Annotated in this window: 10 protein-coding genes; 6 read left to right on the top strand and 4 right to left on the bottom strand. The window is 59.7% G+C overall.

The window, feature by feature from the left end:
- The first annotated feature begins 37 nt into the window (after nucleotides 1-37).
- The 3 genes from E1J53_RS22250 (at nucleotide 38) to nadB (ending at nucleotide 3853) form a co-directional block, all read left to right on the top strand.
- A complete protein-coding gene (locus E1J53_RS22250; RefSeq protein ID WP_134274635.1) occupies nucleotides 38-1231 on the top strand; it encodes an SAM-dependent methyltransferase in 1194 nt (397 codons plus the stop codon).
- Nucleotides 1228-2127 (top strand): glycosyltransferase, encoded by a 900-nt coding sequence (locus E1J53_RS22245; RefSeq protein ID WP_134274634.1) that lies wholly within the window; start codon nucleotides 1228-1230, stop codon nucleotides 2125-2127. Before E1J53_RS22250 ends, E1J53_RS22245 begins: the two co-directional genes overlap by 4 nt.
- Before the next feature lie 124 nt (nucleotides 2128-2251).
- Nucleotides 2252-3853 (top strand): L-aspartate oxidase, encoded by a 1602-nt coding sequence (gene nadB, locus E1J53_RS22240; protein ID WP_134274633.1) that lies wholly within the window; start codon nucleotides 2252-2254, stop codon nucleotides 3851-3853.
- Nucleotides 3854-4565: 712 nt separating this feature from the next.
- Here nadB and E1J53_RS22235 read toward each other — a convergent pair.
- The 4 genes from E1J53_RS22235 to E1J53_RS22220 form a co-directional block, all read right to left on the bottom strand.
- Nucleotides 4566-5873: an amidohydrolase family protein gene (locus E1J53_RS22235; protein ID WP_134274632.1), complete on the bottom strand. Its 1308-nt coding sequence runs from the start codon at nucleotides 5871-5873 to the stop codon at nucleotides 4566-4568.
- Nucleotides 5874-5883: 10 nt separating this feature from the next.
- Nucleotides 5884-7239, bottom strand: coding sequence for an amidohydrolase family protein (locus tag E1J53_RS22230; RefSeq protein WP_134274631.1), 1356 nt, complete (start codon nucleotides 7237-7239; stop codon nucleotides 5884-5886).
- A 28-nt stretch (nucleotides 7240-7267) separates the two neighbouring features.
- On the bottom strand, nucleotides 7268-8941 hold the full coding sequence (locus E1J53_RS22225; protein ID WP_134274630.1) for an amidohydrolase family protein: 1674 nt from the start codon (nucleotides 8939-8941) through the stop codon (nucleotides 7268-7270).
- A 387-nt stretch (nucleotides 8942-9328) separates the two neighbouring features.
- Entirely contained in the window at nucleotides 9329-10159 is an 831-nt protein-coding gene (locus tag E1J53_RS22220; protein ID WP_134274629.1) for an SDR family oxidoreductase, read from the bottom strand.
- A 369-nt stretch (nucleotides 10160-10528) separates the two neighbouring features.
- On the opposite strand from E1J53_RS22220, the gene E1J53_RS22215 reads away from it, so the two are divergent.
- The 3 genes from E1J53_RS22215 (at nucleotide 10529) to E1J53_RS22205 (ending at nucleotide 14199) form a co-directional block, all read left to right on the top strand.
- Nucleotides 10529-11407 (top strand): phosphatidylserine decarboxylase, encoded by an 879-nt coding sequence (locus E1J53_RS22215; RefSeq protein ID WP_134274628.1) that lies wholly within the window; start codon nucleotides 10529-10531, stop codon nucleotides 11405-11407.
- Nucleotides 11408-11488: 81 nt separating this feature from the next.
- Nucleotides 11489-12577: a T9SS type A sorting domain-containing protein gene (locus E1J53_RS22210; RefSeq protein WP_134274627.1), complete on the top strand. Its 1089-nt coding sequence runs from the start codon at nucleotides 11489-11491 to the stop codon at nucleotides 12575-12577.
- Between the two features lie 377 nt (nucleotides 12578-12954).
- A complete protein-coding gene (locus E1J53_RS22205; protein ID WP_134274626.1) occupies nucleotides 12955-14199 on the top strand; it encodes a DNA/RNA non-specific endonuclease in 1245 nt (414 codons plus the stop codon).
- Nucleotides 14200-14956: the final 757 nt, after the last annotated feature.

Here is a 14956-nt window from a genome sequence, read left to right as displayed (position 1 = left end):
ATAGGGCGTATCCTCCCCGTCTGCGTATCTTGCGCCCATGGCAGAAAAGGAGGCATTACAGCAATTTTGGTCCGTAGCGCGATCGGCCGCCCGGGCCGGTGACCTGGCCAAGCTCACCCTCAGTAAACCCCGGAGCAAAGGCGCCGATTTCCCCAAAAATCTCTACGCCCGCCTGGTGGAAATCCGGGGAGGGATGCAGCTACAGATCGCGCACCGTTTCCCCGACCGGGAAGAAGTGAAAAACCATCCGCTGGAAAGCGGATTGAACCAGCTGTCGGCGGCCATGGGAGAAGAATTCCTGCACGCGGACCTCTACACCACCACCGAGCAACTCAGCCTGATGATGAACCGCAAGGGAAATACCCGGCTGATCCGAAAAACACTGCACCGGCGCCCCGGCGCCCCAAAAATGGCCACGCCAGACACGGACCACAACCGGGAAAAAAATCGGCTGGTACACGCCCGCCGCCCCTACCTCCGGGCCCTGGGTATTACGAATGACCAGGGCGAGGTAAAAAAGGAAGGGAAGCGAAAATTCAAGCAGATCAACAAGTTCGTGGAGATCATGGACGGCCTGCTGCGGGAACACCCCCTGCCCAGTGGTGCCCACATCGTCGACATGGGCTCCGGGAGCGGCTACCTCACCTTCGCCCTCTACGACCACCTCACCAATACCCTCGGCCTGCGCGTCAAGGTGACGGGCGTGGAACTGCGGGCCAAACTCGTGGAAAAATGTCGGAAGGTGGCCCGGGAATGCAAATTCACCCAACTCCATTTCGAGGAGGGCTACATCGATAATTTCACCACCACCCGGATCGACGCCCTCATCGCGCTGCACGCCTGCGATACGGCCACCGACGACGCCCTGCACCACGGCATGCGCGCCGGCGCGGAAATCATGGTCGTGGCCCCCTGCTGCCAGAAACAGGTGCGGCGGGACATGGAAGTACCCAAGGGACTACGACCCCTGCTGGGCAACGGCATCATCCTGGAACGGCAGGCGGCGATGTTGACGGACGGCCTGCGGGCCCTCTTCCTCGAAGCGGAGGGCTACAAGACCAAACTCTTTGAGTTCATCCCCCTCGAGCACACGGCCAAGAACGTCATGATCACGGCCGTACGCGGTCGGCGACGGGAAAAAGCCCGGGAAGAAATCCGGCACCTCAAGAAAACCTTCGGGGTCACCCGCCACCACCTGGAGGACCTACTGAGCGAAACCTCCCCCTCATGACCACGGACGTATTCGCCACCACGCTGAAGCAAAAGATTGCCGCCCGGTGGCCCGAACGGGCGGAAAGCATCCGGGCGGGACTGGAGGATACCGCCAGTCCGGAAAAGACCATCCTTCTGCTGGGCCGTCTGGACGACCTGCTGGCGCCGCCCCAACGACGGTGGCTGTTCTTCCGGCCACGGCCCCAGGAAGACATGCGCCAGATCAAAAACGCCCGCCACATTATCGTGCCGCACCGGGCACTGGCCAACCGCCTGCGGGAACACCTGAGCGACCTCAACGCGCAAATCCACGTGGTGGGGCACGGTCCCGTTACGGACATCGCTCCCCAACCGGCCAACACCCGGAAAATTACGCGCGAGGTCTACACGAAGGGACGCCCCTATTTCGTGGCCCACGCCGGTGGGCGGCAGGACGAAAACACCCTGCCGCTGGTGCGGGGTTTTCAACGCTTCCGCAAGCTCCAGAACGAAGACGTCTGCCTCTTGCTGCTGGGCTCCCGGGCCGGGCAGTCGCGCACGCTGCGGCGCCTCACCTCCGGGGGCGACATTTTCTTTTCCCGCCCGGAAGCCCCCCGGGAATACGCCCGCATCCTGGGCTCCTCCCGGGCCTTACTGAACCTTTCCGACCACCCGGCTTTTCCGCTGGACATCCTCGATGCCTGGCACGCCGAGGTGCCCGTGGTGAGTCACCAGCAAGATATTTTGGGGGGCGCCGGAGCGCTGGTGCCAAGTGTTTCGGCGGAGCGCATTGCGGAGGCGCTGCAGCAGCTCGTCCACACCCCCTTCTTCGCCTCCGGACTCGTAGAAAACGGCCGGGCCCGACGGGAAGCCTTTCGCTGGGCACCGGTGCTGGAGCGCGTGGGGGAATTGTTTGGGCGGCTTCCCGGGGCCTAAGCTCGCCGGCTTTCCTATTTTACGCCGCCTTTCGGGTGCTCCTCCCAACCAGGTGCCCCCTTTTTTAGTTACCTGCCATAACGGGCCACGTCCTACTACCGCCCCCAGACTTAAAGTAATTTCCATGCTTCGCACTGATGTTCTCGTGATCGGGTCCGGCATCGCCGGCCTCAGCACGGCAATCAAACTCGCCATTCTTCGTCCGGACCTCCAGATCGACGTCCTCACCAAGGTCAACGAACGGGAGAGTAATACCAGCTACGCCCAGGGCGGAGTGGCCGCTGTATGGGACCACGGTTCCGACACCTTCGAAAAGCACATCGAAGACACCCTGGACGCCGGTGCCGGCCTCTGCGACGAGCACATCGTGCGCATCGTGGTGGAAGAAGGCCCCACGCGGGTGGAGGAAATCATCCAGTGGGGCACCCGCTTCGACACCGACCAGTTTAAGAAGTACGACCTCGGCCGCGAGGGTGGGCACTCCGAAAACCGCATCCTTCACTACAAGGACCTGACCGGCTGGGAGATTCAGCGGGCCCTGAGCGCCAAGGCCGCCACCCTGGACAACGTCAAGGTGCACGAACACTTCTTTGCCCTCGACCTGCTGACCCAGCACCACCTGGGCCACATCGTCACCAAGCTGACCGCCGATATCCAGTGCTACGGAGCCTACGTGCTGGACAAGGAAACCGGAGAAATTGATACCGTACTGGCCCGCACCACGGTGCTTTGTGCCGGCGGTAACGGACAGATCTACCGGGCGACTACCAATCCGGTAATCGCCACCGGCGACGGAATTGCCATGGCTTACCGCGCCAAGGCCCACCTGGAGAACATGGAGTTCGTGCAGTTTCACCCCACGGCACTCTACAATCCCGGGCGGGATCCGCAGGCCTTCCTGGTCAGTGAGGCCGTGCGCGGTTTCGGGGGCATCCTGAAACGCCCCGACGGAACGGAATTTATGCACGATTACGACCCCCGGGGCAGCCTCGCTCCCCGCGACATCGTCGCCCGGGCCATCGACAACGAAATGAAGCTGGGCGGGGTAGAATACATGTGCCTGGACTGCACCCACCTCGATAAAGACAAATTCATCGCCCACTTCCCCACCATCTACGAGAAGTGCATGAGCATCGGCATCGACCCGATGAAGGACTTCATTCCCGTCACGCCCGCCTGCCACTACATGTGCGGGGGCGTGAAGGTGGATGAATACGGCCAGACCTCCATCAATCAGCTCTACGCCTGCGGGGAGTGCACCAGCACCGGACTGCACGGTGCCAACCGCCTGGCCAGCAACAGCCTGCTGGAAGCCCTGGTCTTCGGTCACCGGATTGCGCACAGCATTGCCGCCAACGTGGACCTCTACGCGCGCCGCGAAGACATCCCCAGCTGGAACCGCACCGGCACCACGGAACCCAAGGAACTCGTCCTCATCACCCAGAGCATCAAGGAGCTCAAGGAGGTCATGTCCAGTTACGTGGGCATCGTGCGCAGCAACCAGCGCCTCGAACGGGCCCGCAAGCGGATTGAACTCCTCTCGTTAGAAACCGAAGAGCTCTACAAAAGCACCCTGGTCAGCCCCCAGCTGTGCGAACTCCGCAACCTGATTACCATCGGCCACCTGGTGACCAAATCCGCCGCCCTGCGGCACGAAAGCCGCGGCCTCCACTACACCACGGACTATCCCGAAAAGGCCGACTTCCTCCAGTACTCCGTCATCTGACCCCTTAAAAAAGCGACGGCCCCCGATAACACCGGAAGCCGTCGCCCACCATGTCCGCCCGTCCAAACACCATCGAACCAGCGGACTAAAGTACTGAAATTAGGGTTTGACAGGTTGACTCTCAAAGGATTATCGAGGCGAACCAACGGTTCAGCCCGATAAACACTTCGAGGACAACCCTGATGGCTGATTGCGTCTTCAAGGCGCCCGAAAAAACATTGATTTAGCTGTCCTTTGAGTCCAGCATTCCGTCATCTAGCCCCAACAAAAAGCGACGGCCCCCGATAACACCGGAAGCCGTCGCCCATCATGTCCGCCCGTCCAAATACCATGGAACCAGCGGACTAAAAGACTGAAATTGGGGTTTGACAGGTTGACTCTCAAAGGATTATCGAGGCGAACCAACGGTTCAGCCCGATAAACACTTCGAGGACAACACTGATGGTTGATTGCGTCTTCAAGGCGCCCGAAAAAACATTGATTTAGCTGTCCTTTGAGTCCAGCATTCCGTCATCTAGCCCCAACAAAAAGCGACGGCCCCCGATACCCATCGGAAGCCGTCGCCCATCATGTCCGCCCGTCCAAACACCATCGAACCAGCGGACTAAAAGACTAACGTTTTAAAAGACTAACAGACTAAAAGTCTAACGTACTAAAAGACTAACAGACCAAAAGTCTAACAGACCAAAAGTCTAACAGACTAAGTCCCTAATCAGTCCTTCACGCCAGGGGTCCGGTTGAGGAACTCGTTGTACAGCTGGATGTGGCGGCTGTCCATCGGGATGTCCCATCCTTCGATGACCACCTTGCTGATCTGGGTGCTGGTTTCGAAGGGGTCTCCGTCGCAGATGAACAGACTAGCCACCTTGCCCACTTCCAGGGAACCGATCTGGTCACCGAGGCCCATCATGCGGGCGGGGGTGATGGTGATGGCTTCCAGAGCGGCCTGACGGTCCATGCCGTAAGCCACGGCAAAACCGGCGTGGAAGGGCAGGTCGCGCACGTTCTCGGTATTGTTCGTCCGCAGGGCAACGGTTACGCCCGCCTTGTGCATCAGTCCGGCGTTGGCGTAGGCACGGTCGTAGCGATCCGATCCCCGGGAGGGGATGTTGATGACCGGTCCCGTAATGACGGGAACCTTGGCGGCGGCGATGCTGTCGGCTACCCGCCAGCCCTCGGCTACTCCCGTGAGGATGGCCTTCACGTCGTTCTTCTTGATCCACCGCAGGGCGGAGAGAATATCGGCGTCGCGGTTGACCTCGATCAGGAGGGCCATGTCACCGTTTACGACCGGAATCATGGCTTCCAGGCTGGGGTTGTAGTTCAGCTTGACGCTGGAGTCCTTCTTCTTGGCCTCCTTGACCTTGGCGAAAAGACGGGTCTCTTCCCACAGGTCCGTAATCTGCTTGAGCTTCTTCTCCTCGTCCTTCTTACGGTCTTCTTCGCTGCGGCGGTCCCACCGCCCGCGGGAGCCGCTGGAGGGGAAGTTCATCCGCACGGCCTTGAAGCCCGCGTACATCTGGTCGGGGGTGTAGCCGACGAGGTTAATCAGGGAAGCCTGCCCGGGGAAGATGCCCCCGGTGGGCATGGTGATTACCGTCGTCACGCCGCCCACCCGGGTTACGGGAATGGCCACGGAGTTGGGGTTCACGGCCGTCAGGGCGTCCATGTAGGGGATGACGTCCCCGATTTCGTTGGCGTCCTGGGTCAGGGAAACGGAGCCCACCTCAATCAGACCCAGCTGGGTACCCCCGTCGATGAAGCCGGGGTAAATGAACTGGTCGGTGCAGTCCACCACCTTCGCGCCCGCGGGCGCGGTGATGCTGGTGCCGATACCGGTAATTTTACCGTCTTCCACCAGCAGGTCTCCCTTGACGGTGCCCTTGGTAACGGTTTCGATGGTAGCGTTCTTGAAGAGGAAGGCCCCCTTTTCGTGCTTGCCCACCACCTGGGCGTTCAGCGCCGGAGCGGCGAACAGCCCTACGAGGAATAGTATAAATACTGTGCTTGTGTAGCGCATGGATTTTTCTTTAGTGTTTATGCGAGTGCATTTGTTCACTGACACCTTCCATACAACGATGGTCTTCGTCGTATTCCAGCATCATATTGTCGGTGGTTTCGGGGTTGACGTCCAGGCGCATATCGTCCGAATCTTCCTTGATGTCAAAGCGTACGATACCGTCTACGATCGTCATCTGGGGCACGGCGTAAATCGACAGCGGGTGAGCGCTGAAGATGGCAATATCACCGTCCTTCCCCTTCTCAATGGATCCCACCCGATCATCAATCCCGAGCTGAATGGCCGGGTTGAGGGTGATGAGGCGCAGGGCCTCGTTGTCCGTCAGGCCACCGTAGCGCTGCGTCTTGCCCGCCTGGTGGAACAGGTGGCGGATGTAGTCGCCGGAGTCCGAGTTGATGGAGGTCACCACGCCATTCTTGGTCAGGATGGCGGCGTTGTAGGCCGTGGAGTAGTAGACTTCAAACTTGTAGGCCCACCAGTCGGCAAATACCGAAGCACCGGCACCGAATTCGGCCAGCTCGGGCGCCACCTTGAAGCCTTCGTTCACGTGCTGGTACACGAGGCGCTTGACGCCAAAGTCGCGGCAGACGTTCATCAGCATCAGGATTTCGTCGGCGCGGTAGGAGTGGCAGTGGATGATGATGTCTCCCTTGAGGATGTCGGCCATCGTTTCCATGCGGCGGTCATACTTGGGGGGTACGGCCGTAGCGTCGGTGGCTTTCTTCTTCTCGTAGGCGTCCCAGGCTTCCATGTAGGCCTTGCCCTCGGAGAAGGCCTGGCGGAATACCTGCTCAACACCCATCCGGGTGCGGGGGATGATGCGGTTGCCCTCTCCGTGTACGCGCATGGGGTTTTCGCCCAGGGCGAACTTGATGGTACGGGGCGCGCCGACCATCTTCAGGTCGTCCGGATTGTAGGTGCCGTAGCGGTGCTTGATGGTCTCGCACTGACCGCCGATGGCGTTGGCCGATCCGTGCATGGCGTGGGAGGCCGTTACCCCACCGGCCAGGGCCCGGTAGATGGATACGTCCATGGGGTCCAGCACGTCGCCGGTCCAGACCTCTGCCGTCACCACGTTGGTGGCTTCGTTGACCGCGTCCAGAGCGATGTGGGAGTGGGCGTCAATGATGCCCGGCATCACGTACTGCCCGGTGGCGTCTACCGCGCGGGCACCGGAAGGCGTGCGCAGGTTCTTACCGATCCGGGTGATGATGCCATTTTCGATGAGGACGTCCGTATTTTCCATGACGCCGTCGGTAATGGTAATGACCGTACCGTTTTTAATGTGGACGCTACCCTTTTCCGTCTGGGCGAAAAGCCCCGCGAAAACGAGCATCAGTCCGAAGCATAATGCTAATCTTTTCATGATTCTTTTTTTTGGATTGGGGCGGTGGTTACTCGGGGTCTTTGCGACTGCCCTCCACGTCGAAGGTGCCGAAGCTGCCCGCGGTTACGGAACCGTCGAAGCTGTCGCCGTCGATGACGACCTCGAAACTCAGGGGCAGCGACTGGCCTCCGGCGTCAATCTTGGCTTCGAAGGTCAGCGTGTTGCCGTCCAGTTCGATGGCCGACAGGCTGGTGGACTCTCCGCCAAAGGACAAGCTTCCGCTGAAGTCACCGGGCTCTCCGGTAATGGTCATCTCCACGTCGCCGTCCTGGCCGGGGGCGTCGATTTCCACCGACCAGCTGCCGGCGGCCTTCGCCGTGGCGTTAGCATCTCCGGCCTTCTTGGTCTTCTTTTTCTTCACCTCATATTCGTGGGGCATGCCGTCCACAAAAACGTAGCGGACGTTGGCTCCCTTCTCGAAGTAGGGCTTATCGGAAATCACCAGGTTGGCAATCTTGCCCTTTTCCACCGTGCCCAGCATGTCGGACAGGCCGAGCATTTTGGCGGGGGTGGTCGTCAGGGCGGCCAGGGCCTGGTCGGCCGTCAGGCCGGCCCCGATCATGCGCTCCAGGTTACCCCGCACGTCCTTAGCCTTTACTTCCATACTGGAGAACCCGAAGGGCACACCCGCCTTGGCCATCATGGCGGCCTGGCCGACGTAGTCCTTCATGGCCGCCATCCGGCGTTCTTCCATCTTGGCCTTCACCGGATCTTCCTCCTTCTCGTCGTCCTTTTTCTTCTTACCGGCCTTGTCTTCGGGCAACTCCATGCTCAGGAACAGGGGTGTGCCGGAAGATTTCAGCATGTCCATGGCGCGGAAGCCGTCGCTGACGTTGGCCAGCACGAGGGGAAAGCCGAGTTCTTTCTGCAGCGTCATCGCGCGGTGCATTTCCTTGACGTTGTCTACGGCAAAGAAGATGGGCCGCTTCTTATCGATGCTGGCGTCAAAGGCCGTCAGCACGGCGTCCGTTTCCGGGCGCGCCATGCCGCGGGGATTCTTGGCGTAGCGTGCGGCGTGGGTCTTGGCCTGCTCGGCCTGCTTGTAGAGCTCCCGGAATTTGGACATGATGGCCATGTCGGTAGCCGGGTACACCCGGCGGCCGCCCACGAACTGGGCGAAGAGGGAAGTTCCCTTGCGGATGACCATGTCGTTGGCCACGTCGCCGCCGAGCTGGATGATGGCGCCCTGACCGGGCAGCATGTTGCCGTGGGGCACCACGTGGGCGGTCGTGAAGCCGAGTTTCCGCATTTCTTCTACGGACTTATCGCTGGCTTTGATCATCTCCATTACGGACCGATCGGGCTGGATGCCCGCCACGTCGTTGGGGGCGGTGCCGGGGTAGCCTTCGTAGCGGGGGCGGTCATCGTCCTTGGGCTTGGGTACGCCCACGTGGGAGAGGCCGTCGATAAAACCGGCGTAGACGTAGAGGGAGTCCCCCTTCATCACCTTGGCGTCGGCGGGAGCGGTAATGTTCTTCCCGATGCCGGCCAGGAGGCCGTCGCGGATCAGGACATTGCTCATGGTGGGTTCGGCCCCGGGTTGGGTGACGACCAGGGCGTTTTGGATAAAGTACGCCCCGGTCACCGGGGGACGGTCATCGGCGCTGTTCTGGCTGAAGCCCACCAGGGGCAAGAGCAGCAAGAGCAACAACGACGACCAGCTTAAGGCAAGCTTGGTCATTTCGTGCAATTTGGTTTTGAGTTGAATGTAGCACCTCCCGTTGGCTAGCGTTGGGGCAAATGGTTTAATGGGTGAGTGGAGCAAAAAACATGGCGTCCTGAGCGGAAACAAGGCACCTGCGCGCCGCTGCATTTTCTTAAAAACAGCGACCCCGACGAGCATTACGGAACTCGGGGCCGTCGCCCACGGGCTGTCGCGTAAGTATCTCATGGCAAATGTCCTGGTCATGAAACTATCCGGGACCCACCCACAAAATTTTTCACCGGTCAGTCTGTCCGGCGGGAAGCAACGCACAAGAAAGAAAAAAAATGGCAGACTATTCCATCGTGCTGGAAGTAGCCACCCCGGATATAAGGCAATTTTGGCCGAGATGTTGACGGTCGGCCATTATTTTGGTGGCGCCAGGAAGCGTTCGGGCTTCAGCCAGCGCGTCAGGATGCGTTCGTAACTGGCGGGCATCAGGCGGGTGATCTTGTCGATGAAGCGGGCGTCGCTGCCGATCAGCACCCGGCTCCGGCCGCGGCTGATGCCGTCGATGATGACCCGCGCGGCCTCGGCGGCCGTCGTTTTGGCCTGCTTGTTGAAGGTGTTGACGAAGCGCTTCTTTTCCGCCTCGCTGTCGTATTCGATGTTCTCGGCGATGTTCGTCTTGATGCCGCCGGGGTGCACGCAGACGACCTGGAGGTTGGTGCTGCGCATCTCCACCCGCAGCGTTTCGGTGAAGCCCCGCACCCCGAACTTGCTCACGTTGTAGGGCGCCGAGCCGGGGAAGCCGAAGAGGCCGAAGACGCTGCTGATGTTGACCAGGCAGCCGCCCTCCTCGCGCTCCCGCAGGTAGGGCAGGAAGGCCAGCGAGCCGTAGATGACGCCCCATAAATTGATCTGGATCACGCGCTCGTACTGCTCCACCTCCGAATAAATCACGGGGGTTTGCTGCACGCTCATGCCGGCGTTGTTGATCACGATGTCCACCCGGCCCAGTCCCTTGCGCACCCGCTGGGCGAAGCCTTCCACGCTCTGCCGGTCGCCAACGTCGAAGGCCGCCTTCTGACCGCGGGCTTCTTCGGGCAAAATCTCCCAGGTTTGGTTGAGGGCCTCCTCGTTCCAGTCGTTGAGGGCCAGGATGGCACCCTTGGCGGCAAATTGCATGGCTAGTTCCTGGCCGATTCCGGATCCCGCGCCCGTGATGACGACGACTTTATTTTTGTAGTTGGACATGATCGTAAGTTGGCACCGGCTGCGTTTATCTTCCTTTTGGGGCGACGGAGCGCAGGTGCAAAGTAACAGCGGAGGGCAAAGTAAGCATAAGGAGGGAGGATTTGGGTTTTAGGATGGAGGAAATTGTTGGGGGGAGGAGAAGGCGGAGGCTAAGGCTAAGGAATCCCCAAGGGCCCTGGAAGGGTCCTCCTTACCCGAGCGAGGTCTGCAGTTGTTGGGTACAACAACCAGGGCCTCGCGGTCACGGCAAATCCCAACCCACCACAAAAACTTAATTTTGCCGCTGAACCCTGAGCGGGTTACCGGCGTACTGCAGGGGTAGCTTCCCCGGTGCCGCCGGCAACGCGCTTCGCTCCTAACCAATCACGCATGCAAATTCAGTACGTCGACCGCGCCACGGGCCAACTGCTGACGGAATCACCGCCGGCCGAGGGACTCTTGAAGTTCCTCTACGGCACCAGCGTGGGGCGCGGCGTGGTGCTGCCGCTGGCCCGGCGCAAGTTCCTCACCGAGCTATACGGGCGGCGGATGGACAAACCCGCTTCGGTCAAGCGCATCCCGGGCTTCGTGGAGTCCCTGGGCATCGATCTGAGCGAGGCCGAAAAATCCCTGGAGGAATTCACCTCCTTCAACGACTTCTTCTACCGCAAGCTGAAACCGGGCGTACGCCCCATCGGTGAGGGCTTCGTCTCTCCCGGCGACGGGCGACTGCTGACCTTCGACAACGCCAGCGGCGTCAACGAATTTTACGTCAAGGGACGGGCCTTCACGCTGCCGGACTTCCTGGCGGACAAGGCCCTGGCCGAGCGCTTCCACGACGCGGTGATGCTCATCCTGCGGCTGGCCCCCAACGACTACCACCGCTACCACTTTCCCTGTGCCGGCACACCCGCGGCGAGCCAGGTCATCAACGGTGGCTACCTGTCCGTTTCCCCCCACGCCCTGGTGCACGATTTCGCGAAGGTCTTCGTCGAAAACCAGCGGGAGTACACCCTCCTGGAGGACACCGACTACGGCCGGGTGCTCCTCGCGCCCGTGGGCGCGGCCATGGTGGGCTCCATCATCTCCACCTACGCTCCGGGAGAGCACTGCCAGAAGGGCGACGAAATGGGCTACTTCGCCTTCGGCGGCTCCAGCATCGTCGTGCTCGCCGACCGCGAGCGGCTGACCATCGACGCCGATCTCCTCGAGAACACCCGCCGGGGCTACGAGACCTTCGTACGGATGGGGGAGTCGATTGGAAAATAAAGGTGCCGCCGGCGTTTGCCGCGCGGACTTGAGGATAGTGTGCGAAACCCCGTATTTTAGGGGTGCACAACACTAGCAACCATGAAAACACCACCCATCACCCTTATTTGCCTGCTCCTCCTCGGCACCATTTCCCCGCCCGGCTTTGCTCAATCCAACACCATCGTGGACATTCAGACGGTCAACATCGGAGGAGGCTCTGACGCGTCTACCTTCCTGGGCAGTGAGGTGACGGTGACGGGAGTGGTAACCGCCTCGGCCGAAGCCGACAACCTGGGGTACATCTACATCCAGCAGGAGGGGGCCACGGAGTGGGCCGGCATTCCCCTCGTCAGTGGCGGCCCCGACCTCATCAGCCTGGCGATTGGCGACAAAGTCGAAGTGACCGGAACGGTGGATGAAGTCGGCGGGATGACCGTCCTGGAAAACATCTCCCAGGTAAACGTGACGGGCACGGGCACCATCGAGCCGCTGGAGCTGGACCCCGCCCTGTTCACGACCTACGGCCTTGCCACCAACGAGCAGTACGAAGGCATGCTGGTCAGGTTTAGCAATCCGGGCGGACTGATCCATGTCGTGGAAGTCAACGCCGACGTCAACAACAACTTCGGGGAGTGGCGCATCGGCACCAACCCCGCCACCCCCCAGACCGGCTGCCGGGTATTGACGGGTCGAGCCACCGCCTCGGTGTCTTCCTCCCTGAACGTGTCCTACATCAACGACGAGTTCTGGGCCACGAACAATGGCCGCCTGAACGTGCCCGCCCGGGTAGTGACCACCGACACGGCCTTTCAGTCCGTCACGGGCCTGATTAGCTACGGCAGCGGCAACCTGAAACTGCTGCCCCGCAACAACGACGATTTCGTGCAGTCCGGCACTACCGCCAACCGCTCACTGGCCAATTTTTTGTCCGGGGTCAGCGTGAGTCCCAACCCGGTATCGACGACCACCACGCTCACCTTCACGGTCCTTGAGCCCACCGAATTTTCCGTCGAGGTGCTGGACGTATCCGGCCGGATGCTGGTCCGGGAGCGTGCACGCCAGCCCTGGCCACCGGGCACGCACCGGATGCCGCTGCGGGCCTTGCAGTCGCTTCCGGCAGGGATCTACCTGGTGCAGCTCGCGGGGCCGCGGGGCGCTTTCCCGCTGCGGATGCTGAAGCAGGAATGAGGCCAGGAGATAAGGACGTTCAGCAAGCGTGAGACCATACTTATTGCGCGGAGCGCCGGTGCCGGGGGTATGGGTTGGAGCGGTGTTGATAATACTATTGGTAATCCTTCAGGATAGGTGCCACGCTCCAACCGAGAAATTTCTCTTCACGCCAACACAAATTACTTCCGTAGCGACGGCTTTAGCCGTTGATCGAAAACCTTTCACCGGATAAATCCGGCGCTACCGCATCCTCTGGGATGGAGCGAATAGCTGAACAGCTTCAAGATGAGGGCTAATGGAAAAGGAAAAAATCATCCACCCATCAAATTTTTATTCCTTTACGTTCATTACTACTTCAACTCCCCTTATTTCCTCCAGATTACGCTGTTATCCTTATGCTTCGCACCCTTACCCTCCTCCTCTTTCTTGCGCTGTCCGTGAACCTGGGCCTGGCCCAGTCGCTGGATGATCGTTTAGCCGACGCCGAGGCCCGCCGGGAGGCGCTGGAGCAGCAACGCGACCGGGTGGTGGCCGAAATCGAGGACATTCACCTGGCGATGGTCCGCCGCGACCTGCGGGCCGTCGGCCTGCCGGGCAACAACGTGATCGAGCACAGCGCCATGATGCTCGAGTACAGCGAGTCCCACGAGCAGGCCCGCTGGGTGGCCCACGTGATCTCGCCGGAGATCATCTCCGGCACGCAGTACCGCAGCAACGACTTCCGGGTGGACCCCAAAGTCCCCACGGGCACGGCCGTGGAGGCCGACTACTTCCTCAAGGAACTCAAACCCGGCACCACCGACGACTACAACTACGACGGCTTCGGCTACGACCGCGGTCACCTGGCGCCCTCGGCGGACTTCCGCTGGTCCGCCAAAGCCCTGTCGGAAAGCTACTTCTATTCCAATATGTCGCCCCAGGTAGCCGACTTCAACCGCGAGGGCTGGGCCGAGCTGGAAAGCCTGCTGCGGGGCTACGTCTTCGAACACCCCACCACCCAGCTCTACGTCGTCACCGGCGGCGTACTGACGGATGACCTCCCGGTCATCGAGCGGGGAATTAACCAAGTATCCATCCCCCGGCAGTTTTTCAAGGTGGTGTTGGATTTGGAGGCCGGCAAGGCCATCGGTTTCCTCATGCCCAACGAGCGCCTGGCCTACCCCATCGAGCACTACGCCGTCTCCGTCGACGCCGTGGAGACCCTCACCGGTCTGGACTTCTTCAACCGCATCGCCAACCAGTCCGCGATCGAAGCCACCCTGGACAAGGCCCACTGGCTACCGGCCGTCAAGGCCGGTGACGTGGACCCCATCTACCCGCCCTCGCTGCCCCGCGGCCACTTCAACACCGTCCAGGCCAAACAACAGATGGGCAACGGCCGCACCGTCACGGTTGTCGGCACGGTCGTTAGCAGCCGCTACTCCCGCAGCGGCAACCTCTGGCTCAACCTGGACAAAAAGTTCCCCAACCAGCTCTTCTCCGTCTTCATCCGCAAGCAGGACCTCGTCAACTTCACCGGCGACCCCCAGGCCACCTACGAAGGGCAGGTCATCGCCGTGCGTGGTGAGGTGCGGGATTTCAACGGGACGCCGACGATTAATTTGGAAAGGGAGGGGGAGGTTAGGGTTTTTGGGGAGTGATTTTGCTGCTGAGGATTTAGGCTGTTATGGGTTTTACCGATAATAGAAAAGCCCGCCTCCACCTGGGTGGAAGCGGGCTTTTGGGGTGGGCAGTGAGGGACTCGGAAGGTCTACATAAGCAACTGTATGACAACAGGTTGGTAAAATCCTCAGAAGAATGTTGGAAATAATGCTATTTTGATGCAATAAAATATGATGACAAGTTATATGTTACATTTAGACCCAACCCTTGATGCCTATCCCTAGCTACCATAGTGATTAGATCAACTCATGTGACCATTGAGTGATGTGTCAATTAAAGCATTCTTCCAAGCCTAGATGTTAAGCTTTCTGCCAAGCTAAACCAGTATTAAGTTCTAAGAGAAGTAACAATAGGCCAACCTATTCACCATAAACCAGCACAATCTAAATTAAAAGGATCTCATGTCAGATAAAAGCACTATTGATAAAATATCTAGATGGTTCAAATGGGGTGTAATTTTAGAAAATACAGTTCCCATATCATTATTTGGACTACTATTTGCAATACTTTTATGGATATTTACACCTTCAGGAAGCGTCAAATCAGAACCAGAAATAAAATATTACTTGGAAAATTACAATAATGTAATCCAGGTTCAAGAGAATCTTAGAGCTTGTTTGGGAATTTTATTGGGACACAAAATCAGCTGTTGGCCTGTTTTATGAGGTGACTAAACCGATTAAAACATGCAGAGGCGTTATGCTCCGCTGACCAACAGCCAATGGAAAGTTATCA

The organism is Lewinella sp. W8 (assembly GCF_004375085.3).
In the GTDB taxonomy this organism is placed as follows: Bacteria; Bacteroidota; Bacteroidia; order Chitinophagales; family Saprospiraceae; genus Neolewinella.
Note: the sequence above shows the minus strand (reverse complement) of the source record. Positions and strands in the feature narration are given on the sequence as shown.